General features: G+C 37.0%; 32 protein-coding genes. 6 read left to right on the top strand and 26 right to left on the bottom strand.

What is annotated here, in order from left to right; all coding sequences use genetic code 11:
* The 7 genes from FC57_RS08400 to mobQ form a co-directional block, all read right to left on the bottom strand.
* Nucleotides 1-182 (bottom strand): hypothetical protein (locus FC57_RS08400; protein ID WP_056990022.1); only part of this gene is annotated, 182 nt, incomplete at its 3' end.
* A gap of 12 nt (nt 183-194) precedes the next feature.
* Complete coding sequence (gene trsD / locus FC57_RS08395; RefSeq protein WP_007127131.1) at nt 195-854, bottom strand: TrsD/TraD family conjugative transfer protein; 660 nt, start codon at nt 852-854, stop codon at nt 195-197.
* On the bottom strand, nt 826-1,188 hold the full coding sequence (locus FC57_RS08390) for a hypothetical protein (protein ID WP_035430334.1): 363 nt from the start codon (nt 1,186-1,188) through the stop codon (nt 826-828). Before FC57_RS08390 ends, trsD begins: the two co-directional genes overlap by 29 nt.
* 20 nt (nt 1,189-1,208) lie before the next feature.
* Nucleotides 1,209-1,520, bottom strand: a complete 312-nt coding sequence (locus FC57_RS08385; RefSeq protein WP_119724397.1) for a CagC family type IV secretion system protein — start codon at nt 1,518-1,520, stop codon at nt 1,209-1,211.
* 20 nt (nt 1,521-1,540) lie between these two features.
* Nucleotides 1,541-2,152 carry a hypothetical protein gene (locus tag FC57_RS08380; RefSeq protein ID WP_007127133.1) on the bottom strand — a complete coding sequence of 204 codons (612 nt, stop codon included), beginning with the start codon at nt 2,150-2,152 and terminating at the stop codon, nt 1,541-1,543.
* A 138-nt stretch (nt 2,153-2,290) separates the two neighbouring features.
* Complete coding sequence (locus FC57_RS08375) at nt 2,291-2,503, bottom strand: hypothetical protein (RefSeq protein ID WP_007127134.1); 213 nt, start codon at nt 2,501-2,503, stop codon at nt 2,291-2,293.
* Nucleotides 2,504-2,611: 108 nt separating this feature from the next.
* The gene (gene mobQ, locus FC57_RS08370; RefSeq protein WP_040530204.1) at nt 2,612-4,672 is read right to left on the bottom strand and encodes a MobQ family relaxase; all 2,061 of its coding nucleotides are present in this window, start codon (nt 4,670-4,672) and stop codon (nt 2,612-2,614) included.
* Nucleotides 4,673-4,950: 278 nt separating this feature from the next.
* On the opposite strand from mobQ, the gene FC57_RS08365 reads away from it, so the two are divergent.
* A complete protein-coding gene (locus FC57_RS08365; protein WP_007127136.1) occupies nt 4,951-5,178 on the top strand; it encodes a hypothetical protein in 228 nt (75 codons plus the stop codon).
* A gap of 25 nt (nt 5,179-5,203) precedes the next feature.
* Nucleotides 5,204-5,482, top strand: coding sequence for a hypothetical protein (locus FC57_RS08360; RefSeq protein ID WP_040530207.1), 279 nt, complete (start codon nt 5,204-5,206; stop codon nt 5,480-5,482).
* On the opposite strand, the gene FC57_RS08355 is transcribed toward FC57_RS08360, so the two are convergent.
* The 7 genes from FC57_RS08355 to FC57_RS08325 form a co-directional block, all read right to left on the bottom strand.
* Entirely contained in the window at nt 5,472-6,395 is a 924-nt protein-coding gene (locus FC57_RS08355) for a zeta toxin family protein (RefSeq protein ID WP_007127138.1), read from the bottom strand. The genes FC57_RS08360 and FC57_RS08355 overlap by 11 nt on opposite strands.
* Before the next feature lie 2 nt (nt 6,396-6,397).
* A complete protein-coding gene (locus tag FC57_RS08350; protein WP_007124950.1) occupies nt 6,398-6,670 on the bottom strand; it encodes an epsilon-antitoxin in 273 nt (90 codons plus the stop codon).
* A 273-nt stretch (nt 6,671-6,943) separates the two neighbouring features.
* Nucleotides 6,944-7,243, bottom strand: coding sequence for a hypothetical protein (locus FC57_RS11040; protein ID WP_007127139.1), 300 nt, complete (start codon nt 7,241-7,243; stop codon nt 6,944-6,946).
* Nucleotides 7,218-8,381 carry a replication initiator protein A gene (locus tag FC57_RS08340; RefSeq protein ID WP_021349372.1) on the bottom strand — a complete coding sequence of 388 codons (1,164 nt, stop codon included), beginning with the start codon at nt 8,379-8,381 and terminating at the stop codon, nt 7,218-7,220. Before FC57_RS08340 ends, FC57_RS11040 begins: the two co-directional genes overlap by 26 nt.
* A gap of 552 nt (nt 8,382-8,933) precedes the next feature.
* Nucleotides 8,934-9,209, bottom strand: a complete 276-nt coding sequence (locus FC57_RS08335; protein WP_007127113.1) for a hypothetical protein — start codon at nt 9,207-9,209, stop codon at nt 8,934-8,936.
* A gap of 2 nt (nt 9,210-9,211) precedes the next feature.
* The gene (locus FC57_RS08330; RefSeq protein ID WP_007127114.1) at nt 9,212-10,261 is read right to left on the bottom strand and encodes a ParM/StbA family protein; all 1,050 of its coding nucleotides are present in this window, start codon (nt 10,259-10,261) and stop codon (nt 9,212-9,214) included.
* Between the two features lie 476 nt (nt 10,262-10,737).
* A complete protein-coding gene (locus tag FC57_RS08325; RefSeq protein WP_007127115.1) occupies nt 10,738-11,313 on the bottom strand; it encodes a TetR/AcrR family transcriptional regulator in 576 nt (191 codons plus the stop codon).
* 337 nt (nt 11,314-11,650) lie between these two features.
* Here FC57_RS08325 and FC57_RS08320 point away from each other — a divergent pair, with 337 nt between their 5' ends.
* The 3 genes from FC57_RS08320 to FC57_RS11310 all read left to right on the top strand — a co-directional run bounded on the left by FC57_RS08320 (nt 11,651) and on the right by FC57_RS11310 (nt 14,594).
* The gene (locus FC57_RS08320; protein WP_007127116.1) at nt 11,651-12,343 is read left to right on the top strand and encodes an ABC transporter ATP-binding protein; all 693 of its coding nucleotides are present in this window, start codon (nt 11,651-11,653) and stop codon (nt 12,341-12,343) included.
* The gene (locus FC57_RS08315; RefSeq protein ID WP_007127117.1) at nt 12,344-13,855 is read left to right on the top strand and encodes an ABC transporter permease; all 1,512 of its coding nucleotides are present in this window, start codon (nt 12,344-12,346) and stop codon (nt 13,853-13,855) included.
* A gap of 340 nt (nt 13,856-14,195) precedes the next feature.
* Nucleotides 14,196-14,594, top strand: a complete 399-nt coding sequence (locus FC57_RS11310) for an ABC transporter permease (protein WP_007127118.1) — start codon at nt 14,196-14,198, stop codon at nt 14,592-14,594.
* A gap of 174 nt (nt 14,595-14,768) precedes the next feature.
* Here FC57_RS11310 and FC57_RS10910 read toward each other — a convergent pair whose 3' ends face one another.
* The 10 genes from FC57_RS10910 to FC57_RS08270 all read right to left on the bottom strand — a co-directional run bounded on the left by FC57_RS10910 (nt 14,769) and on the right by FC57_RS08270 (nt 20,506).
* Nucleotides 14,769-14,909: a hypothetical protein gene (locus tag FC57_RS10910; protein ID WP_007127119.1), complete on the bottom strand. Its 141-nt coding sequence runs from the start codon at nt 14,907-14,909 to the stop codon at nt 14,769-14,771.
* 9 nt (nt 14,910-14,918) lie between these two features.
* On the bottom strand, nt 14,919-15,233 hold the full coding sequence (locus tag FC57_RS08305; RefSeq protein WP_007127120.1) for a Txe/YoeB family addiction module toxin: 315 nt from the start codon (nt 15,231-15,233) through the stop codon (nt 14,919-14,921).
* Entirely contained in the window at nt 15,226-15,489 is a 264-nt protein-coding gene (locus FC57_RS08300) for a type II toxin-antitoxin system Phd/YefM family antitoxin (protein ID WP_007127121.1), read from the bottom strand. The genes FC57_RS08305 and FC57_RS08300 overlap by 8 nt, the downstream gene beginning before the upstream one ends.
* Before the next feature lie 372 nt (nt 15,490-15,861).
* Complete coding sequence (locus tag FC57_RS11305; RefSeq protein ID WP_225357805.1) at nt 15,862-16,038, bottom strand: IS3 family transposase; 177 nt, start codon at nt 16,036-16,038, stop codon at nt 15,862-15,864.
* A gap of 134 nt (nt 16,039-16,172) precedes the next feature.
* Complete coding sequence (locus tag FC57_RS11300) at nt 16,173-16,574, bottom strand: DDE-type integrase/transposase/recombinase (RefSeq protein ID WP_236695720.1); 402 nt, start codon at nt 16,572-16,574, stop codon at nt 16,173-16,175.
* 137 nt (nt 16,575-16,711) lie between these two features.
* Entirely contained in the window at nt 16,712-17,425 is a 714-nt protein-coding gene (locus FC57_RS08290; protein ID WP_040530195.1) for a helix-turn-helix domain-containing protein, read from the bottom strand.
* 157 nt (nt 17,426-17,582) lie between these two features.
* Nucleotides 17,583-18,272 carry an ABC transporter permease gene (locus FC57_RS08285; protein WP_236695719.1) on the bottom strand — a complete coding sequence of 230 codons (690 nt, stop codon included), beginning with the start codon at nt 18,270-18,272 and terminating at the stop codon, nt 17,583-17,585.
* A gap of 1 nt (nt 18,273) precedes the next feature.
* On the bottom strand, nt 18,274-19,191 hold the full coding sequence (locus tag FC57_RS08280) for an ABC transporter ATP-binding protein (protein WP_007127126.1): 918 nt from the start codon (nt 19,189-19,191) through the stop codon (nt 18,274-18,276).
* 540 nt (nt 19,192-19,731) lie between these two features.
* Nucleotides 19,732-19,848: a P-loop NTPase family protein gene (locus tag FC57_RS11510; RefSeq protein WP_420835856.1), complete on the bottom strand. Its 117-nt coding sequence runs from the start codon at nt 19,846-19,848 to the stop codon at nt 19,732-19,734.
* 67 nt (nt 19,849-19,915) lie between these two features.
* The gene (locus FC57_RS08270) at nt 19,916-20,506 is read right to left on the bottom strand and encodes a recombinase family protein (RefSeq protein WP_007127128.1); all 591 of its coding nucleotides are present in this window, start codon (nt 20,504-20,506) and stop codon (nt 19,916-19,918) included.
* A gap of 281 nt (nt 20,507-20,787) precedes the next feature.
* Between FC57_RS08270 and FC57_RS08265 the strand changes: the two genes are divergently transcribed.
* A complete protein-coding gene (locus tag FC57_RS08265; protein ID WP_081445831.1) occupies nt 20,788-20,931 on the top strand; it encodes a putative holin-like toxin in 144 nt (47 codons plus the stop codon).
* 171 nt (nt 20,932-21,102) lie between these two features.
* Here FC57_RS08265 and FC57_RS08260 read toward each other — a convergent pair whose 3' ends face one another.
* Nucleotides 21,103-22,404 (bottom strand): ImmA/IrrE family metallo-endopeptidase, encoded by a 1,302-nt coding sequence (locus tag FC57_RS08260; protein WP_007127129.1) that lies wholly within the window; start codon nt 22,402-22,404, stop codon nt 21,103-21,105.
* Nucleotides 22,401-24,218: VirB4 family type IV secretion system protein (locus tag FC57_RS08255; RefSeq protein WP_056990021.1), on the bottom strand; the 1,818-nt coding region annotated here is incomplete at its 5' end. The genes FC57_RS08255 and FC57_RS08260, both read right to left, overlap by 4 nt.

Here is a 24,218-nt window from a genome sequence, read left to right as displayed (position 1 = left end):
CCCGACTGCACGTAGGTCGGGTACTGTTCCCAACTAAACGGAAAGAGCGCATGTAAGCTATCTTTATCAATTAGTTCCGTGAAATCTGTTTCTTCCTTTTGTTTTTTTGTGCTGATTACTTCTTCATCTGCACTTTTCTTCTTCGGGAAAAAGAAATCTGATATTGCGTTTAATGCTGTCATTTCTGCTCCTCTCTATCCTTTAAAGTTGATTAAGTTCTTTAAGATTGCTTGGACTTCTTGGCTAGTTAAAGTTTTTGCGGTTAAATCAAAGTCAGTTAAAGCATTCTCTAAGTCACGTTTTACTTGGTCTAGTTTTTCTTCCAGATGAGTAACGGCTAGTTTAAGACTGGTCATACTCTTATCCTTAATTGGTACTTTCACAATTAGTAAGTGCTGTTTTGTAGTCATATTCTTTGACTCTTGCACTTGGGTAAAATGATCAATATAACTAGCTAATAGTTGAATTTTAAATTGCTGCGCTGGCTGTTCCTTCTGTAATGCTAAATACCTTTTTTTGAGACCATTTAGATACGCCGTCATGTTGACTGGAATTGTAGGTTCTAGGGATTGTAAGCTATCGTCTACTCCCTCGCCTAGTGTTTGCATTAAAAATGCTCCGTAATCTTCAAAGACATCTTCTTGCTCTCGGTCATTTAACAAATCTAGGTTAATTCCGCTGACTTCGATAATTCCGACTAAGTTGCCTGTTTTAGTAACTTCATAATCGCCATACATACCTGAAATCAAACTCATATCATCAATCGTTTGCTTTCCGCCATTAATCTTTGGTGGCTGGTAATCCCACTCTAACGGATTGCCTTTTTTATTTGGTTGTAATCTTTTCCAGTTCACTTTCCATGTCACCTCGCTTTTGTGGCTTTAAGAAATATAGTTTTTGACTTTTAGCATATTGGCTTCTAGTTTTCAGATAATCTCGAACTTTAATGTTTTTTCGGGCATTAACTGGCTTGATTGTTAAAATAGCCATGACTATCGTCATGGCTAATACTACAATCACAATTTTTGTAAGAACTAAAATCAGGTTATAAGGTGGCAAGATGATAAATAACAAGCCTAATCCCCCTGTTAAAGCCATATAGCCAAAATCTTTTAAGGTATAATCTTTCCAAATTCCATAGTCTTTATCTACGTTCTCTGGAAAAATAAATTCTTTTCCTTTTTTCATTTTGACGGACCCCTTTAATTCTAAGTAAATAGACTGTAAACCCATGGCAGAAGCCAGATAACAGCCGCCGCAAGTGCTACTAATCCAGCTACACGGCCCACTGCATGATAGACTTCTGACTTTTCTCGAGGATCGTCAGCGTCTGGCATACGCTTGATAATGATAAACAGTGCCACACAAATTCCGACTAATACCACCAATCCTGTTAAGATGCTTTGAACAGTATTTGCAGCTTGGGTCAGTTTGCTTTGCACCTGACCACCACTAGCAGCAAATACCACTGATGAATTAGTTAATGCAAGGTAACTAGCTGTTAAAGCGCTGGCTGTCATTTCCTTTAGATGTTTGATTTTCAACTTTCGTCCTCCTCTCTTTTTTGAGCGTTTGTTAATTCAACATATTCTTCTTGTTTTGGTTCTTGCCCATAGAACTTATCTAATTCCCTTTGTGCAATTTGCTGACTTGGCAAGGATTCAGTAGCGATCCTTAAATTGCCTTGCTTATTAGTTGTTGCTAGGTAGTATTCTTTTTCTGAACGGCTTAAATCTTGAATTTCTAACACGTGCAGATTTTTTTCATAGCGACCTAGCGCATTATTAACTTCTAGTCCGTAAAAGTCTAAGAACCCTTCTAAAAAACTCTCCCCGAAAAATAACAGTTCTGTTTTGATTTGCTTGTATTGATGTACTGGCTTATCTGATTTTAGCTTGGCACTCTTATTAGCATTTTGATTATCATTCTTTCGGTTAAACCAACTACTTAACTTAATAGGCTCAAGTTTTACTTGCTTCTTTAAAGTCTTTCTAAAAGTAGCTTTTCTTACTTCTTCAACTGGTTTACCGTTTTCTTCTAATCGTTTGGCTAATTCTTTCTCGTCTAGTTGTTCATCGTCGTCAACTAACAACGCATTTTTACCGTCATGGACGATTTTTCCTGAAATGCCTTGCCAGCGTTCAATTTTCATGGCTTCACTTCCATTCGCTGTGTCGGGCTAAGCTAGTTGATATGTTCCCCTAAGCCCGCCCCTTAAAATGGTAAAATAGTAACTTGAGAGGGTGAAACCTAGAAGTTGCGTTTCTAGGTTGCAATCCTCGTGAGTAGTTTAATTACTTACGAGGACGCCCTCTTTTTTTGCGTGCTCTTTTATCCACTTAATCCCATCATCAGAAATCAGTTTATTAGTTTCGTTTCCAATAATTAATCCATTCGGAATTTCATTCTGATGTCGCCGATAAAATCGACTAATATAACTTTTTTCATGTCCTAGTTCTCGGCTCGCTTCTGCTAGGCTAATCCAACGCTGTTGCTGTGCCACATGTCACTACTCCTTTCTTTTAACATGTCTACATTATACCATAAAAATGGCCACACTATGGATGTTTTATATTACAATTCGGTAACATTTCGATTCCATATAGTTTAACTACATGTGTAATCCGAAGTCATCATGGCGATTGTTCTTTTGGTGTTCACGCTGTTTTCTCGTCATTTCCCATTCGGTTTCTCGTAAACCTTTGGCTTGTTTGCTTCGTCTGCGATCTTCGCTTCTTGAGTACAAGATTCCTAATAATGCGTCACTAAAGGCGGTTTCTAGGTAGTAACTGGGGGTAACTTCTTTGTAGTTAAACGGTTCATAGTCTGAAAGTTGACTTTGTCGTTTTTGATCGTCCTGACTTTGGCCATTGGCAATCTCTTGCCGTACTGCCTTAATCCGACTGTCTTTAATTGCTGGGTCATTCTCACATTCTCCTAAGAATAACTGTCTAGTACCGTCATACTTCATTACTCTTTGGAGTTGCTTATTAGTTAAATCATTAAGCGATTTTTTGCCTGTTAAATACGCTAATCCTTGTTCATGCTCTTCATGGGTAAAGACTACTGGTGGTTCTTTTTGCCATGCCTTTATCGTTTCCAGCTGACAAGCCTTTAAACTCGGATTGTAGTACATCAAAGCGGTATAAACTTGTTCCTGTTTCTCAATCGGTGCTTTATCTATTGGAGTATCTGGGAATGCTTGCTTCAAAACTGCTTGATACTGTGTTAGAACAATCTCTTTAACTGCCTTAATTGTCCGCAAGTCCTTAACGGCTTGCTTAATTTGTCCTTGCTCAACTGGACTGTAATTGACTAGAACTCCCCTATTTGCTGTTTCTAATTCTTCAAGGGAATTACCATGTTTGCTCAAAATCTGGGTTAGCTTTTCCTTATCCCTTGTTTCTTGCTTACTTAATAATTGCCAACTGACATAAGGGCGCTTGGTGAAAGTTAATAATTGACGATTAATCAAATCTTCTCTAATCATCAATAGGCGATCATGTAGTTCTTCACCCTTGAAAACTTTTTGTTCGCTGTTGGTTTCTTTAATTAATTCTTGCCGTTCTGCTGGTGTAATTTCATCAAGTCTTAGCTCTGGATATAATCTTCCAATTACTCGATTAGTAACCTTTTCTAACAGTTTATCTGCCTTTTCTAGTGACTGACTTTGACGGTTAATTGTTAGCAATTCTTTTCTAACATCTTCCCCAACTGCATGTTTAATAAGAACGCTGTTTTTCCAGTTAAACAACATTCTGCGTTTATCATCTAAACTCTCTAAGCTGACATAAGTTCTAAGCTCATGGCTTAACTCTTTGACTAAACGTTTTTCATTGAAAGAAAAATGCTGACTTAAAGCGTCAAAGTGCTTCTGATTATTAATCTTTTCTTGGTTATTTTGATATTGCTTTTTTGTTCTGTCCTGTTCCTTAACTGCTTCGTTAAATGCTTTTCTTTCTTTGGTTTGACTGTTGTGTCCTTCGTGCTTGGTTGGTGTCTTTTCTATACCCTGTTCTTCATACGATTTTTCGCTGATTCTTTCTGGCATACCTTTAGCTTGAAATAAACTATTTACTTCTTCTGCCCAAGCATGTCGCCATTCTTCAACTTTTCCTGGTTTATCCCAATCTACTAACCAGATTTTTCTTTGTTTTGGATTGCCATTTTTAGTTAATAATTGTTTGCCGTTTTTATCCAAAATATATTGCGTTTTTGACTTTAATCCCCAACTTCCATCTGGATTAAAAGGGCGATTGGTAAGCATAACATGAGCATGTGGGTTTTCTTCATGGTCGCGATGAATTGCGACATCTGCGACCATACCTTTATCGACAAATGTTTCTTGTACAAATTTTGTGATTAAAGCCTTCTGTTCCTCATTAGTTAATTCAACTGGTAGGGCCACGTTGAATTCTTTTGCATAACGTGAATTAGCTTTACGGTCTTTCTTTTCAACTTCATTCCAAAGTTTTTGTCTATCACTCGCCCATTCTGGCGCATTTTTAGGGGCCAATACAAAGCTTTCTGGCATAACCGACCGGGGATAAAAATAGCTTCGTCCTTCTTTATCATCAAATAGTTTTTCACCACTTCGATAGGCGGCACTGGCAATTGCGCTCCGGCCTTTACCAGCACTAATGTTACTAAAACTCATATGAAAAATTGCCATGTCGATCACCATCTTTCTTTGGGTTTTGGAGGTTGATTTTGTTGTCGCCATCGGCGACTTCTAATACAGGTTTTAATAGGTCTAGCACAACATAGAATTTTTCTATGTGTAAGTGCACATTGTCCTCACTTAGTTCGGACTTCTGACTTCTTTTCTACTCCACTATTGTATTATACATATTTCTGATTCTCAATAGTTATGCTTTGACTACCTCTTTACTTTTGTGATATATTCGATTTATCTAAATATATTTAATTTAAAAAAGGAGGAGAATTACTATGCCTACTTCATTAGAGCTTCAAGAAGCTAAATTGAAAGACCTTAATCAACGTATTAAAAACGAAAAGCTTAAAATTGATCAACGGTTGGGTCACCAACTTATCAAGCAAGCTAATCTTGACTATGGGAAATTATCTATGCAAGAGATTAAGTCCTTATCGGTAAAGCTCGCGGAGTTTTTAAATCAAGAAAATCAATCTACTTCTGCTCCTAATTCTGATAATTAACTTTCGTTTTTAGATGGTGTTTTATATGACTACTCAAATAAAAAAATTGCTTGACCAGCAAAAACGCTTAGAAGCAAAAATTGAACGGCAAGATTTTAAATTACGGCAGAATAAATATTACGAAAATCAACGTGCTAGAAAAGCTCGTACTCGTCGTTTAATTCAAAAAGGGGCGTTGCTAGAAAAATACTTCCAAGCAGAAAATTTGTCGGTTGAACAAACCGAGGAACTTTTAAAAATGTTTGCCGCTTATGTTAATGCGCATAAACCGGATAAATTAAAAAATGATCAGCCTAATAACTAGGTCGATCATTTTTATTTTCTGGATCCTCTTTAGGATTGACTTCTGGATTCTTTTCAGCAAATTCTTTTAATTGTTCCTGCACCCTACCGCTGATCTCTTTTTTTAGTTCTGTTGTTTTTTCTACTAAATCGAGGTACTGCGGTGTGGTCGTATGATGATTAATCTCCATTTTATTAATAACACTATCTATGCTGTTAAGCAGGGTATTATTATCTAGCTTTCTGTTAAGAATCTCGGTAATAATCTTTTTGGGGCTTTCGTTCAAATTTTCTAGGCTAGAATATAATTTGTTACCCTTTCGGTCATATAGTCTGATCTCTTTAAATAACCTCTGTTTATACAGAAAATCTAAATTGTCAGGTAGCTGCCTGACAACGACATCATGAGCTTCTTTGGTAGTCGCTCTAGCAGTTCTAGGTGATAAACTAAATTGATCCTCATAGCGTGCCAAAGTCCCTAGATATGATTCAATTCTCGGAACTGCCATAACGTATAAACTCGCTTCGTAACCCCTGTTCTGTAACTTAGTTACAGTGGCCATTGGTACTTCAACTGTTCTTAACGTACCTTCGATAATTAAATCAAATTTTTTATCACTCAGATAATCAATTAAAGACTCAGTCATTTGGTTAGAAAACGGGGTTACATATTTGACAACATCTTTCCCGTATTTTTGCTCTAATTGTTTATACTTTGGGTGTAGCCACTTAAAAGTATCGTTATCAATCGTAATAGCGTTGGGATCTTCGGCTTTGATGAGTTGATGCAAGCCTGACTTTCCCGCTCCCGGTTGCCCGCCCAGTAAATAAGCTTTGGGGCTTTCCTGTGCTTGCTTGTTTTTGGTTAATTGCTCGATTTCAATCTGTAATTTCGCTTCAAATTGATAATCGGTATAGCTGGCTAGTTCGTCCATAACTAAGCAACTTTACTTTTCGTTGGCAGACTATCAATAAAGTTATTCATTGCTTGCCAGTAAGCTTGAATTGTCTCTAACTCTCCCAAGGAATGCGCGTCCATAATTACTAACTTAGCATCTCCTAACTGGTGCATCAGTTTAACCAGAAAATGACTTTCATCGTGAATATTTAATTCTTGGTCAACGACCAAATTGACTACTTTAGCATAAATGCTGCTGGCAAATTCGGTTAGAATTTCCTTTTTGTAAGTTTGTTGATAGTCTAATTTCATGTTGGTACCTCCTTAAGTTTTGACTATTTTTTTACTTCTTATATGCGAGTTGCTGGGATTAAGTATTAAAAGTCAAACATAGTTACTTTCCCCTTTATTTTAGCCTGCTTTGAGCTAAAAACCAATTAAGGCGTCTGTTAGCACTTTGACCTTCTCCTCACGTTTGGTTGTGTCCACAGAGATGCCCAGCTCCTCTTCTTAGCAGTTGTTTAGCCGCTTTAGTATAATTATACCCCAAGCAATTAAAATCGCTTATACGAGCTTATATGACATCTAGAAGTTATCTGGGTGTGTTGCCCGGTATTTTTCATTGGCTTGTTTGTTCCACCAAACGCCAAACAGGTTTTGCATAGTGCCGTACAAGTAGTTTTCAGCATTTTTAACTGGCTTATGTTTCTCATTACTTCTAAGGGCGTTAAAGTACCGTCTTGAAGTGCTGGTAATGCGCTTCCGTAAATCCTTATCAGGATCAGGATTATGCGCGGCTTGCTGCCAAAGTTCCTCAATATCAACTGCCCAGGGGTCAGCCAACAATTGCTCAATTTTTTCAACTTCTTTGCTTGGTTTGGTCATTTAAAAAGCTCCTATGCCATTTTTGAAAGACGTTTGGATCCCAGAAATCCTCATTGTCAGCGTCCTGCTCCTTGGGGTGTTTAGCCGCATATTCTCTAGCCGCTTGCTTGTTCCACCAAATCCCAAATAGATTTTGCATGGTACCGTATAGGTAATTCTCAACGTCTTTGATATGTTTTTCATTACTTCTCAGGGCGTTAAAGTAGCGTCTTAAAGTCTTGGTCATCAAGGGCTTTAGCTCTTCATCGTCTAGTGGAATATAGACCCCAATGTCCCGGTGGTCTTTTTCAACTTTGTATTTGGCATTGAGAATAATACCGATAAAGCGCCGCATTTGTTGTGGAGTTCGGCACCAAAAGCTAAGCAATTGCACCGCTTCGGGTTCTAAGAAAACTGGTAGCCCACTGTCTTCATCAGTTAAAAAGTCATTAGCATGTTTAACCAAATCGTGGTTTTGTTGTTCAATTTCAGCTGGTGAGAAATTGGCTGTGGAAAAGTCCAACTTTTGAGTATCTATATTGTATCTATTAGTATCTAAGTTATTAGTCTTATATAGATCGTGTCTATTTTTTAGACTTTCGCTCGTAGCAAGGGTTTGCGGAGTGTCGTCAACGGACTTTCGCGAAGGTCTATTTTTTAGACTTTCGCTTGTAGCAAGGGTTTCAACGGTCTCCCGCGAAGGTCTATTTTTTAGACTTTCGCTTGTAGCAAGGGTTTGCGGCTCTTTTTGAGCATATTCACCGCGTAAATAGACGTCGGATGACTGCATATCTAGCTCAGCAAGGTAAAGTCGATTTGGTTCGTTCTTGCCAGTTTTTGGATTAAAGTGCATCGCTTTTTGATAAAGTAACCCAGCTTTTTCTAGTTCTTTCTTGACGTTGGCTAATTTCCCTTTCGAACAATTAAACAAATCCATTAATTCTTGGTTAGTAAAAATAAAGTAGACGTGACCTTCTTCATCTACCCAGTGGTTGCGTAAGGAATATTCCAGGCGATCTTTTAACACCATGTAAGCTAACTTAGCAGTATCGCTTAACTTTCGATATTGTTGGCCATACATTAATACTTTGGGAAACTGAAAGAACAAGGCCCCATAAACGTTGTCAGCTTGATAAAACTTAAAATTTGCTTGATCCATTATAAAAACTCCCTTTCTATATCCAACCCATGCTGGCTCAAAAGAGAGTTGCTAAAACATTTGATTTGCTTTAAAATACAAAGCTGATATGCTCTAACTGAACCACAAAGCTTTCATTGGTCTGGCGGCTTTGTAGATTCATCAGCATGGATTTCTTTTCTTGGTTGCCCATTTGGCAACCTTTTTTATTCAACAACTAAATAAAAATGGACTAAGTAGCCTTGTTAGCTACTTAGTCCATTGGTTTTAATTTACTTTTTAACTATCTGCGACTTGTCCTCGTGGACTAGCCTGCGGTATAATTGCTTTATAAATTAGAACTCAATGTTCAGTCGATTTAGACCGGCAAGTTAAAATCGACTGAATCTAAGTAGCTCTCTGTCAGCTACTTGCTAAGCCAAAAGTCCCTGATTCCTCGTGAATCGGGGATTTTTGGTTTAGCTTGATCTGTTATTCGGTTGTTAAATTAGTCCTAGTTTAGCATAGCGCTTACCGGCCGGCAACTTTATTTGGTCTTGTATACTTTGCCCGCTTTTGGTGGAAACCAGTAAGCTAAATATCCTTATCTGAAAAGGCGCTGAATCCTCCTCGCAGCCGTTCCTTGGCACTGAAAGATGAATCTAGCTCGTTTTCGGGCGTTTCTGAGGCTTTTAAGTTGTCTTTGACATAAGGATCCCCTGAAGCCTTCAAACGCTCTATTTCGTGAATTAAGGCGGTTTTAACCAGGGTTGTTTTGGGAATTAGTGATTGGTCAAAATAGTCTAAAATCTCTTTATCGACAATCTTTTCGGGGTTTAAGCGGACATTTAAGGTCTTAACTTTTGTCATACTTATTTACCCTCCTTCTCTTGTGCTTGCTGGCTTAATCCGTACTTGTAAAAGCCGTTGACGTTAGCAACTTCAGTATCTTTAACAATGGCCGCATTAGTAAACGTTGTCTTCAGAATCTTTTGATTAATTAAGTTAGCACCACCACCAGTGAAGAACAATGTATCAATGCTATCAAGATTCTTTAAAGTTGAAGTCACATTGGCCACTAACCGGCGCGTAAAGCGGTCACTTTCCTTGCCAACCAATTCAGTAATGTCGTCTTGGCGGTTCTTCGAAAAACGGTAGCTCCATTGATGTTGCTGATTGCCGTGACGCAATTCTTTTTCTAACTGATAAAGGCTAACGTCGCCTTCAATTCGACTGGCAATTGCTTCGTATAGATCATTTACGCCGGTGTTAAATTGCTGACGGTTTTTGCCGCTAAGTTCAAAATTTAAAATCGTATCAATCAAAATTGTGCCACCACCAACGTCAACAATGCCTACCTTTTCATCTAACAGCGCCTTATTTTTGATGAAGCCCTGGCTATCTAGTAATTCGTTATAGAGCGTACCGATTGGCTGTGGCAAGATATACACCTTGCGAACTCTGACGGTCACAATTTGATCGTCAATTGTTACTTGGTGTTGCCCCTCCAAGACCTTTAGCAACGATTTCAAACGTTCGTGGTCGGCATAGTCACCAGTAGGCAAGCCCGCTGTAACAACGACTTCTAAGACTTGGTTGTTAGCAATTTTAAAATCACTTGCTAATAAACCTAAAGCAAAGTTAGCCAGTAGCTTGAAAGCTTCGCTGTTATAACGATCCCCGTACATAATCGTGTCGGCCAGATACTCATCAAGATGTAAACCGTCAATACCTCGCCCCCAAACATACTTATCGTCACTGAATGGGACTGAATAAGTGTGCAGATCGTTATTGGTGGCTGAACTACCAACTGACATTGGCATATCAGCCTGGTTTAAATAACGTGATGGCAAAACATATTCAGATTTGCTACTTTTTAATTTGGTTTGCTTATTACCTAAATCTAAACTGAAAATTTCCATAGGCTGCTCTCCTTATTTTGCACTGCATTGCATTACTTTTATACAAATATATAGTAACACTTAGCTTTATTAATGTAAACCCAAAAGAAGCTAAGCTAACACGTATAATTTAAATGCATTACAAAATGTGGCTTTTAATGTTGCAAAATAAGTGATAAGTCTTACTTAAGTGACCACCAATGTTTTTTCTTGGGTTGGCCGTCGAGTTGCTTAGTTTCGGGTTTGATTTCCGTGAGCCGTAATTGTTGTTCATGCTCTAATAATGTCTGCTGCTTTTCCAACAGCTTATGCAGTTGGCCAATTTGATCTTTGTAGTTTTTTTACTGGAATAATCTAATAAGTACATAGATAATTTTAGTTAGTACATCAAATGTCACATTATGGTTGCGATCGGACCTAGTAATGGTTGATGTTAAAGATGCTGAATTCATTAGGATAGAACAATTTTAATTAGAGATCGTTTGTCGTAATTATGTCTAGTCTATATGCAGACTATCTGCTAATTGGCGAGCAGCCAACAACATCACGTCCTTAATTTGTTCTGGTGGCTCAGGATTACCTTGGCCTAACCAGACACGTAGAATATTGGTAAGACCACCTAGTTGAAAAGCCATCACATAATTCACTTGGGTAGGAGTGCCCTGAACATGCCAGGGAGCCGCAAACTGTTGATAACGTGGGATTGCTTTTTGCTGCCAAATTTCATTCATGTGATCAAATAAGCCCTGTCGGATCAATAATTGAATTAAATCTTGTTTTTGCCACCAAAAATTTAAAAAAATGTCAAAAGTAGTTTTTAGCATCATTTCCCCTACCTGCGGTTTCTGTTGGAACAATTGTTCAAAGTACTGATCGAACAACTGATCACACAAATAATTAATAACCGCTTCTTTATTTTTAAAAGAGTGATAGAACGTCTTTCGAGATAATTCGGCGGTTTGAGCAATTTCAGTAATAGAAATATCCTGAAAATTCTCTTTTGTCATTAAATTTATAAGGGCGTCACATAACCATTGCTTAGACTGCTCAACCATACGCTGCTTTCCGTTCATTTTATTAACATCTCCTTTACTATCGGTAACAAATTATAGCAATCTGTAGCACTTAGCCAATAAGGATTGTTTTAATGCTTAGGACTAATTATACTAGAAGTCGCAAATAAAGGTAACAAATGTTTCCTTTATATTCATCTGTTACTGAAAGGAGCACTTGATAGATGTCAAAGGCTACTAAAATTATCAGTCTTATCGGGTTAACCATTGCGATGTTTATGGGCACCTTAGACAAAATAAGGAAGCAGTCTCTCAACAGATTATTGAACAGCATCACGAGCCAACATTGAAAGAAAAAATTAAATTAATGATCAAATACTAATAAGGGGAGAATTAAATGATTAAGTTTTCTAATATCAATAAAGAATATCAGGTTGGTAATCAGGTTGTAAAAGCACTTAGTCAAGTTAACTTTGAAATTGAGCCTCACCAACTTACTGTAATTTTAGGACCATCTGGGTCTGGTAAAAGCACTCTTTTAAACATTTTAGGTGGTATGGATCGACCGACAAAAGGGGATATCAGTTTTAATGATCGACAGATTAATAAGCTGAATGACCACGATTTAACATCATATCGGCGAGAAGTAGTCGGTTTTGTTTTTCAATTCTACAATTTAATTCCAAGTCTAACGGCATTAGAAAATGTTGCAATTGCAGCACAGCTTAATAACAATGATGACTTATCCGAAAACTATCTCAAATCAGTTGGACTTGAAGAACGAATGAACAATTTTCCAAACCAGTTATCTGGGGGAGAAATGCAAAGAGTTTCTATTGCTAGAGCTTTAGCAAAAAAGCCTAAGCTTTTATTATGTGATGAGCCAACGGGTGCGTTAGATTCAACTACCAGTATGAAAATATTAGGCATTTTACAAAATATTGCTAATACTACAGACACTGCCGTTGTTATGGTTACGCATAATCCAGAGTTTGAACGCTATGGCAATCGAATTATTCGACTAAAAGATGGTGAAATAGAGTCAATCAATGACAATGAACAGCCATTACTGGTAGGTGAAACAGGATAAATGAAATATTTAAATAAAAAACTACTACGTGATGTTAAAAATAACTGGGCACAATTTTTCTCAGTTTTCCTAATGGCTTTGTTGTCTATTGTTGTTTTTGTCGGACTTCAGGGGGCTTGGCACGGCCTACAGGACAGTGTAGGTAGCTTTATTAATAAATCAACATTAGCTAATTACTGGGTGCAAAGTAGTTCTGTTACTAATACCGACTTAAAAAAAATAAATAGTCTTTCGGGAGTTTCGAACGCTCAACGTGGTACAAGGCTTCAAGTAAAGCAAAATAAACATTATGTGATTATTGATGCCTATGAGCATCCTATTTCGCAATCTTATGTCATTAAAGGAAAAAAGTACAATAATCAAAGTGTAAATGGAATTTGGATTAACAAAGAGTACGCTCAACATCATCATTTAGCTATAAATGATACGTTGAAATTCTCCGTAAATAAGCGAACCGTACTTTTCAAAGTCAAAGGAATTGTTCAAAACCCTACTCGAATTTATTTTACTGGTACACCGGAATTTATTGCTCCTAACTATTCTAACTATGGTTATGCCTATATTTCCCCACATGCATTAAAAGCACAATTAAATTATCATGGGCCTAATAATATTGTGGAGATCAAAGGAAATCATCACAATATGCGTAAGGCAACTGAAACAATTTTTGGAAAAAGATTAGTATCATTCAATTCTCGATCAACTCTTCCGGATGTTTCAAATGCATTAGATCGTGTTGGACAAATTCGTAATCTCTCCTACCTATTTTCGTTTATTTTCATTCTATTGGCTATACTAGCAATGTATACCACCATACAAAGACTAATTAAAAGCCAATACGATATAATTGCAACTTTTAAAGCGCTTGGTTTCTCTAACTTTCAAGTTGGAATTCATTATGCTAGCTTTGGTTTATTTGTAGGAGGATTAGGATCTCTAACAGGATTAATAATTTCACCTACTATTTCATGGTTTGTTTTGAAGAAGCAACAGCAAATGTTTTCCATACCTCATTGGAATATTTCCTACACATATAGTGTGCTCTTTGTCATTTTAGCTGTTATTTCAATTTGTATTTTATCAGCCTTTCTGGCTGCTAGAAGTGCTACAAAAGGGCTTCCTGCTATCTTTCTTCGTGGTAAAGAGGAAAGTTCTGCCCATAAAATATTTATTGAACGCTGGGAATGGTTATGGACACACATCCCATATGCCGGTAGATGGGCGATTAGAGATGTATTCATTAATCGGACTCGCACTTTAATGGGAATTATTGGGGTTGCAGGTGGTATGATGCTTATGATAGCAGGAGTTGGCATGCCGCAATCTATGAACCATTTAGTCGATAAAGCATATACACAAGACTTTACTTATGATAAACGTCTTACGGTTAATAGTTATTCTCAATACTCAACTGAGCATCCACAAGCAAAACAATGGGTTCAGTTAAGCCCAGCTCATTTTACCCCTGATGACGGCTATAATCGTCTTCTAGTAGTTTGGCCATGGGGATAGTGTCAACAGTCAAACTACTACAGGGGGAACCATCAAAGATGGTGGCCTTTATGTAACTCAAGGTTTCGCTAAAAGGGCTCATATAAAAATTGGCGATAAGCTTAAAGTTAAAACCTTTGGCTATAATCAACACTCTCGTTTTAGGGTTAAGGGAATTATTACTAGTGAAACAAACCAAGGAGCTTATATAACTAAAAGAACCTGGGAAAAAGCAGGGGGAACTTTTGCTCCGACAACTTTACTAGTTAAAAAGAATTATACTTATAACAAAAACGAAATTGACTCGACCATTAAGATTAAAGATCAGAAAAGTAATGCCTATAACTTTGTTAATAACTTAATGAGTATCTTCATCTTGATTATTGTTTTAGGGGGAGGGTTAATCGTAATTGTTTTGTATAACCTTGGATCGCTAAGTTTTGTTGAGCGTACTCGTGATTATGCCACATTACGAGTTTTAGGAACACACCGAAATGAGATTCGAAATCTAACATTAATAGAGAATTTAATGACTACGTTTGTAGGCTGGATCATCGGGATTCCTGCAGGGATCTGGTTCTTAGGACAATATGTTAGCATCTTTTCAACAATTAATCTTGAATATACAAGATACTTTGATTGGAAAACAATTGTTATATCTAGTGTTTTTGTGTGGATCTGTTCTCTATCAACAACTTTGTTTATTAGCCGTCGCGTAAAACGGATAGATATGGTTCAGGCATTAAAAGGTGTTGAATAGAACTTATAGTATTGAAAGGCTAGTCACAAAAACAAAAAGTTTTTAACTCCTTTATAAGACAAACTAAAGAAACGCATGAGATCTGTTTTTGAACATTGATTTCATGCGTTTCTTATTTTCTTTTCAATTTCAGTCAACAGCACATATTTAATTATCAAATAGACTCGAAGTTAGTCATTCAACTATCATTTGTAAGTTTTCCTTAGCAAACTCATTAGAACAATCACGCAAAGAAGTTAAGACATCGTCCCATTCAACTAAATATTCTTGATAATCAGCTGGACTGAATGTTTGTGCTTGCGCATTAAGATTCAACTTGTTTAACTAGTTTTTCCGGGAATTAGATTTACCGCTCATTTCAAGATTACCACTTTCATAATGAGCCCAACATGAATAGATTTCGACTATTTTAGTTACCTTATCAATGGTATAAACGACGCGATGCTGTCCATTTATTCTTCGAGAATAGTAACCAGCCGCAGGTGGTGTTAATTTTTCAAATGACTGTATTGGTTTATATGGATCAGATTCCAATACATTTTTTATTTCTTCAAATGACTGACGTAATGGGCTTCTTAAAACTTTTTTTAAATCACCTTTAGCTGATGATTTTATTTTTACTTTCCAACGATTACTCATGATCAACTTCTTTGATCATTTCGTCTAAATCAACCGATTCATCATCTTTACGGCTTAAGGTAGCTTGAATTTGACCATTCATCATTAAGTTCATGGTTTCCTGTAATGCGTCATAGTCTTTTTTTCCAATCAAAACGGCACTACGGCTGTCATTGGATCCTGCAATAATAACCGGTTGGGAGTCCCGATTAGCGTTTTTAATAAGTGAAAATAGATTGGTTCGTGCTGTAGTTGGATTAATAATTTTTTCCATCATGATTTCCCTCCTCAACTTATCTAATATTATAGACGTACACGATAGCGTACGTCAATTACAAACTATTGTATTATCAAAGGAGATTATGATCTTATGCAATAAACCGTCCTACCTATTTAACTTGTACACTTTTTATTCTAGACCCAATTGTAATTAAGAAAGTTAAAAAAATCCCTCTTACATAGAACAATATCATGTAGGAAGGATTTCATCTGAATTAGTCTTCTAAGTTTACAGAATTGTACATTTGGCCCCATTCTTCCATTGCAAGGATAACAGGGATAAAGAGAGTATACAAAAAATGTACAAAACTGGACATTTTTCAACCGGCACTATTGCCTGTCAAGTATACAGTTTAAATAGAAAAATTATTTATGCGGCTTGAGCGCGGAACTTTTCTGCGCTCAAGCCGTTTTTTGATGCATAAGCTCGTTCGGTATTGAAATATTTAATGGCCTGCTGGATAGATTGTTCCAATTCTGCCATGCTTTTTGGACGAACCCGTTTAGCTAACCAAACCAGTTTGAAATCATTCCACCAACGCTCCATTGGTGAATTCTCCCATGGATGACCGGGGTGAGACATACTATGGATGCAGTTTTGCTCAGCTAAGTAATCATTGAAAGCCATTGAGCAGTAAGCTGCGCCACGATCCGTATGGATCATTGGCTGAGCGTCTGGTTCTACTTTGAGAAGGCACGCTTAAAGGCTTCGATCGCTGATGCGGCCGTTTCAGTAGCCGAAATGTTGTAGCTCAAAACATAGCGACCATATAGATCCATCACTACATGCACGCGCGCCTTCCTTACCTGCTCATTACCATACACAACTTCGGTAGTATCAGTCACCCAAACCTCATTCTTACTCTGACGATCAAATTGCTCATTAAGTAAGTTGTCATTGATGTATTCCTCGTGACGTTTAATCCGATTATGCTTCTTCTTACGGATACTTGCCTTGATCCCGTGATTTCGCATGCAGTTAGTAACTCGCTTTAAGCCGGCCTTGAAATCCAATTTATTTTCAAAAGCTAGTTGCGTCGTCATGCCTAAATAACCCAAGGTCCACTTATGCTTTTTTTCCAATTCCAAAATGGCTTTAAGTAATTCTGCTTGTTCATCATCATGGATATTGGCCTTTCGATGAATCCACTTGTAGTAAGCATCTCGAGTAATACCTGCGATCTCGCTTAAAGTGCTGATTGGCCACCCGTACTCTTCATTTAGTTCTTTGATGGCTTGTTGTTTGAAGAACTTTTCGCCTCCCGATTGCGAATTTCTATTAATTTTTTTGCGAAAGCGACCTCCATCTCATTCCGTTTCACTTCGGCCTTCAATAGCCGATTCTCCGCTCTTAATTTATCTAGTTCTGTCCACTCGGCTTTGGGCTTAGCCTTACCCCGCCGATCACGAAGTGATTGCGGGTCATTACCACTCTTACGATATTTCTGATACCAGCCATAGACTTGTTGGTAACTCACGTGATACTTATCTACAGCCCAACTGTAATTAACATCGTGCTTGATTAAGTCTTCAATAATCGATAATCGTTCTTCAAAAGTAGTTTTGCGTCCTGGCATAATTGAATCTCGCTTTCTCGGCGTATAAGCCTTCAGTTTTGATTCATTATACTGGATAATCCATTGTGATAATTGCCAATCGGATTTTAAACCATGCTTTAAAGCAAATTTTTCTAAGGTATCCGTTGAATGCTCAAATTCCACAACTAATTTGCGCTTAAACTCAACGGAATAAACTTTATTATGGTGAGCACTTTCAAGTCCTCTCATTCCCTGGTATTTGTACATTCTCTTCCATCTTCTGATGGTGTGTGCGTTGACGCAATATTCCTGAGCTAATCTTTCAATAGATTCTGTTTGAGCTTTCTTGATAATAATTAATTTTTGCTGAACTGAAAATTTGGCTCGTCTTCCCATAATTAAAAACACCCTCCAAGTATCAGACGAATTTTCTATTTCATCTGTATACTTAGAGGGCATTATAGCCACCGCCAGTTTTGTACATTTTATAACCGCTCTCTACATATAGCATAAACAATCATATTGAGTTGCTAGTTAAACAAAGAAAATCGCTTTATAAAGACGTATCTCTTTTTTTACTTAGAAAAACATAAACAAGAAGAAATACTAAACAATACGAGCATAATATAATTGTAGATTGAATGGGAATATTTCCTTTATCTATATAACCAACAGCCAGTTCACGAAAATGGTAAGTAGGTGTACATTTTCCTAATTCTTGAACCCATTTTGGGAATTGATTCAGTGGAAACCATAGGCCTCCTAATATGGCTAAACCCAAATAAAGTATATTAGAAAAAAGTGATGCTGTTTGCATACTGCTAAATAACGTCAACAATAATCCTAAACTCAAAAAAATTACTGATCCAAGTAAAAGTACTAGTCCCGAAATTACCCATTGCGATAAAGATAGTTGTATTCCTTTAAGGAAATACCCTGTTAGAAAAATTAGAACAATGCAAATAAAGGATTCAATCGTCATTTTTATTACTTTAACTGTAATGACTTGATATTTATTTAATGGTACTTTCTGAAGTGTTTCATTCCAACCATTGTTTCTATCTTCCATAATATCAAACGGAAAGTTAAAAAAGGCAAAACTTGTAAGACAGAAAGTAGTCATGGATAGCATAAATTGTTCTACAAATAGTTTGTCTGCACCTTTAATCATGGATGAAAAGACTATAAAAAAAGCAATTGGCATTGCAGCTGTAAAGAATATATACTTCTTATTTCTTGTCATTCTAAGCCATTCGATCTTTAGTAAAGCTATCATCTTTTTCACCCTCCTCAAAAATTGTCTCCATTAAGGATGCATTACTAAGGTCTACACTTGTCATATCAACATTTTCCTTAACAAGTGTTGTTAATATTTGATTCGTATATTGACTATCAAATTCCCACTGAACTGTATTTTTTTTAATGTTTATTTCTATAAGACTCATCAATCCATCTGCTATAGATTTAAAACGTAAGGTTTGATTATTATATAGTGACTTTTCAAAAGTTAGAGTACGTTTATTATTTAAAGTACGCAAATGAAACGGGGATTCATCCGCTACTAGCTCTCCACTTTTTAATAACAGTACTCTATCAGCTCCATTATTAACCTCATCTGAGTAATGCGTAGTAAAGATTACAGTTGTACCTTTTTCTTTTAGTTCATTCACTATCCGCCAAAAATGAGCACGCGTATCTTCATCCATCCCACTGGTAGGCTCATCTAAGACCAACAACTTGGGGTGGTTAATTATAGTTAAACAAAAATCTAATAATCTCTTTTGCCCACCTGATAGTTTAGAAGCAATTTGTCCCATCATTTCAGGTGTAAATTCTAAAATTCGTAGAATCTGCTCTAGATCTAAAGGGTTAGTAGAAAATTTAGATACAAAACTAATTAATTCTTTTACTTTGATGTCATCTGGAAACTTTGTGGACTGAATTAAATATCCAATCTCAGATACCTGATATTTATTTTTAACATTTCCTGAAGTTGGGTATAATTTTTCTAGCATTATATTTAATAAAGTAGTTTTCCCCGCCCCATTTTGTCCCAGAAGTGCAATACATTCACCCATGTTAATCTTAAAGCTAATATTTTTTAACGTTTCTTTTTCTCCATACCTCTTATTAATGCACTCACATTCTATTGCTACACTCATGTTAATTGTCTCCTTAATATAGTGGTAATAAGTCACTAATAGCTACCATTCCTTTTGTGTCAGCACGAAAAAGATTTGATTACAATAATATACAAAATTAAAGATAAAAAGTAAATGAGAAATATTTGTTTTTTAATTTTTTGGAGTATACTAAGTCTAATTTAATTATCGCCCGTTGGTCAAATGGTTAAGACGTTGCTTTCTAGGAGTAAAGTTGTAGGTTCAAATCCTACGCGGGCTATAAATTCCATTTTACGGGTGGGGATATTGTGCTCTTATCTAAGTTACACAACATGACTAAACAAAAATATAACAAAGGGTTGTATTCCAACAACTATTCCTATACTTACAAATCAAATGTGCCAAATGAGTTATCAGATTTTAATATGGGACAACGAAATGCCTATTACGATTATAAAAATAAAAAACACTTTAAACTTTATCCTAAATTATTAATCAATTTCTTAAACCTTATATCTAACCATCGTTTAAATGAAATTAAGGAATATATAGACGGATATAATTATGAGTCCAAGAGGCTTAAATCAAAGTAACCTTTGAGTTTAGGTCAAGTCCAAAATGTTGGTGTAAATTAAATTGAGGATCCACATCTATAACTAATATTCGTTCATTCCTATTAAATAATTCAACAGAAATATTTGGATAAATTGGTAGATGGCCTGCTTACTAACACCAATTTGTTTGGCGATTTGAGCTACTGTTTTCATCGAACCACCTGATATTTCTTTCGATATCGTATAAAAGTGGTTCGCTTAATCCCGGTATTACGAGCAACATCCACATCACTCATACCATTTTGGTAAAGCTTAAAGGCATGCAACAAACGCGGGTCATCTTTGGCATATTGGGGTTTGCGACCATGATATTTACCTTGCTGCTTGGCCAGGGCGATCCCTTGTTGCTGGCGTTCAATGATCCGCTTACGCTCGCTTTCAGCCTGATACTTATATAGTTCAATAATCAGATTAGTCATCAGTTGACGTAAGTTGGGATCACCAATCCCCGTCATGGAAGGCAAATTCAACACATCTAGGGTGGCCCCCTTATTTTGAATGGTGTTCATAATCTTAGTTAAGTCCTGGTTGTTTCGGCCCAAGCGGTCTAATTCAGTAACCAAGACAATATCACCTTCACGGATATAGGCCAACATTTTTTGTAATTCCGGCCGCTTAGTGGTGGCGCCACTTAATTTATCAGCAAATATCTTATCAACATGTTTGTTACGTAAAATCGTTAGTTGGCGGTCTAAATTTTGACTACGAGAACTAACTCGGGCATAGCCAATTTTAGCCATGGGCGTTCCTCTTTTATGGACAGTTCTAATGGACAGCTGCTAATGCTAGTCTAGCACAGCACTAAGATAATGTCCATTAGAGTATACCCTAATGGACATTTTATGCTTCAAAGGATTTGTTTTATAAGCGCTATTTCTATCTTTTACTAAACTTGGTAGACCCTTAATTTTTCTGTATAATAAATTAAGTAGAGAAGTTAAGGCGGTGGCGAAACTGGAAGAAGGTGGTGCCTATGGTGTAATCATCATAGATAACCGGAAACCTAACGAAAGGAGTAGCCATGTTGTCCATTACGGACGCATTACAGCTAATGTTATTGTTTGGTACATTGATTATCAATCTAATAGCCTTAGTTGTTGAGCTGATTAAAAATCATCAGCAAAAAAATAACCGCCTTAGCTCTGGCAAGCTAGCGGTTATTTAATCACTAATTAATTGCTACCGTCTTAAACGGCTCTACTGGGGAAGTCTTGTTAATGCAAGGCTTCCTTTTTGTTTGTCTAAATTATAGCATAAGTGCGGTTGAATAGCGATAATTCGATATTAGCCTTGGCAAAAGAAAAGCTAGGCAATTAAGCCTATTGATTGCTCCAAACTACATTTTTAATTCTTGTGCCGGTTCTTGTTCGGGCTTCTTCATATCAGGGTTTTGTTTGACAAATTCATTAAGTTGCGCTTGGACACGATCACTTAATGATTTGTTATTGTTATTGGTTGGCTGCTTATTTTCAGAAGTTGTTTCTTGTTTCGTTTCAGCTTTGAGATTATTGCTTTCTTTTTGTTCTTCTTGTAAGCCTAGCTTTTGGGTTAATTCATCAGTAATATCAATCGCCTTTTTGCTGACTGATTGAATTTCACTTAATGCATTATGAATTACTTCTTTATCCTTAGCCCATGTTGCAACATAACCTAATGAGTATTCACCAGTATCAATTCCAATGTTTTGCATTGCTACATAAGCTACGGCTTCTGCTTGGGTTTCTTTATAAGGTCGTGGGCGGTCATTATATTCCGCATTTAAACCATGTAATTGGCTGTGAGCAAACTCGTGATATAAGGTCTTTAATTTTAATTGGCTATCTGGTTCATCACCGCCAATCACAATTTCATTGGTATCTTTTCTAAAATAGCCCTTTGCTCCGTCTAGTCCAGCTAGGGGCTTTTCGCTAACCTTTAAGTCAGTATTTTTATTTAGATAGTCTTTAAATTCATTGTACAAGGCAGTTACATTTTCGTGATTAGTAGTTAAATGGTCTTTAACAAAATCTTTTGCGGTTAAAACTGGTTCACCGCTGGTTTGGCTAATATCAAAAACAGGGATATAGCGGTAAGCCACAATCTTTGTATCTTCCGTTGTGTTTAATCTAGCTTTATCTTCTGGGGTAAGTTTCTTGATAACTGTTCTCGGTTCATCTAATAAACGCTCGTAGGTTGCTCCTGTCAGACAGAAAAGCATTAACGCTCGGTATTTTTCTAGGTCGCTATGCTTATCATCAAACGGCATTAATTCATTTGCTCGGTAGGCATACCAAACATGGTGCATTGGATAATACCAAATATTGCTAGGGTTGAGATTAACGTGATATGAGCTTTTGCTGATAATTGCTTGGTTCATAATCTCTTTGGCAATGCTCGTCCGAATTGCTTTATCTTCCTTTGGCAATGCTTTTAGGTTCTTAACTTTGTCTGGTAGTAAGTAAGTCAACACAACGTGATGGTCTTCTTCAATTAAATTAGTTAGTTGTAAGAAATCAGGGTCATCATGCTTTAATTCGTTTAACTCACTAATGCGGTCATATCTAAATAATTTCCGCTCCATGTCCAAAGTTAATTGGTTATCAGCTCGTTTAAATGTGCCAACTTCAATGTTTAACAGTTGTAAATCTTGCTTACTCATTCGTTACTCCCCTCCTCTTCTTCGATTAAATTAGCAATTTCGCTTGGTGTTAAAACAACTCGTGATTGGTAGTCGGGTTGTTCATCTGTATCTCGGCTGTATTTTTCTTGATAGGCTTCAGGATCAACTAGTCTTAATTCTTCTTCGGTCAGTTCAATTTTCATAAATGCTCGCTGACTTCCGTACATCATCAAGGCTTCACCTTGTCTACGGCGTTCTAAGAGCTTCTTCTCTTTATCTGAAAAAGTCATTCTTAGTTTGGTAATAACGTCATCTACCCCTTTACCGTCTAGTCCGAAAAAGACTTTTGTATAAGAGTTTCCGATAATGGCTTCACCAATGTTCTGACCGGTGTCCGTTGTTCCTTCGATCACATCTTGAATTTGTTGCGTCCCGGCAATCGCCCCGGCATTGTACTTTCTAAAGCGCTTGTACGCTTGATGGAAAAAGGTGGCGGCGGCTTTGTGCAGGGTTAAAAAGTGAAACTCATCTACAAACAATTTTTTGCGGCTATGCCGATCTTTGGTAATTTCGTCCCAAAGGTACTGGAAGGTGTTTAAATAGGCGGCTGATTGAACCTCTTGCTCACTTTGTAGCGGTTTTAGATCAAAGGAAATGATCTTGCCCTTTAAGTTAACGTTGGTGTGCCCGTCAAATAAGCTGTTAGAACCATGGGTATAACTGCCTAAGATGTAGTAGAAGTCTTTGACCCGATTAAATTTGTCAACGTCTTTATCAGCCAGTTTGGCCAACTCGTCATAGACATTGGATAAGGTCGGCCACTGATCGTCTTTAATCTCTTTTAAGCGGCTATATTTCAAAACACCACTGTTGACATAAGCCTGTTTAACAACATCATCAAGGATTGCCAATTCAACTTGGGTAATCCCGGTTTTGAGGACTTCAAAGAATCCCTTTAGCCGTTGAATCTTATCTTTGACCAGTAAATCAAGGTTTGTGACCGCTTCATCAGCGCTTAGGATTTCTTCGGAAAAGATTTGTAACGGGTTAATTTTGTACTTAGCATTAGAAGTTAAATGCAAGACTGCCCCACCCAAGGCTTCAACAATCTTGGTATATTCATTTTCAGGGTCAATAATATAAATCTGATAATCTTGAATGGCGTATCGTAAGATTTTTTGTATCATGTACGTTGTTTTACCAACCCCAGACGTACCAATAACCACCATGTTTTGGTTAAGGGTCTTATTGCGGTCAAGCATATCAACCGCTACAAGTGAATTAGTATCTTTATTCACTCCCTCAATATCGCTTCTTGGTTTTAAGTCAAGAATTTCTGCGTCATCAAATGGGAACATGCTTGACGCAACTTCGGTATTACTTTCCTTGTAGGTGTACTCACTTAGTAAGTTTTGGTCAATTGGCATAGCTGACCAAAACGATTGGAAAGTTGCCTTAACCGGCACTAACGGCTTCATTTGAAGCTTAATCAACGTGTTTTTGACGTTATCGGTTAAATCTTCTAATTCTGCTAAACTGTTAGCTCGTAAGTAGACCAGCATATGTTGATACACAAATGTGGTAGAATTATCTAAGTACTTGTCTAACTGCATATTGGCACTATCAATGTAATTTTGAAGCACCTTTTTCTTATAAGGATCGAATGTGTTTAACAATTCTGCTTCTTTATTTTGGATAGTCTTTTTGTAGTAGGTAATCATACTATTGTTTGAGGCGCTGTCGATGTACTGTACTACATCAATAACGCCTTTTTTGCGTTTCAATTCTGATAACCAGTTGCCGTATACCCGTTTCGGGTAATCCGCAATCGCTAACACCCGGATAAAGTTCTC

The organism is Lactobacillus ultunensis DSM 16047, from assembly GCF_001436305.1.
Lineage (GTDB): Bacteria > Bacillota > Bacilli > Lactobacillales > Lactobacillaceae > Lactobacillus > Lactobacillus ultunensis.
Note: the sequence above shows the minus strand (reverse complement) of the source record. Positions and strands in the feature narration are given on the sequence as shown.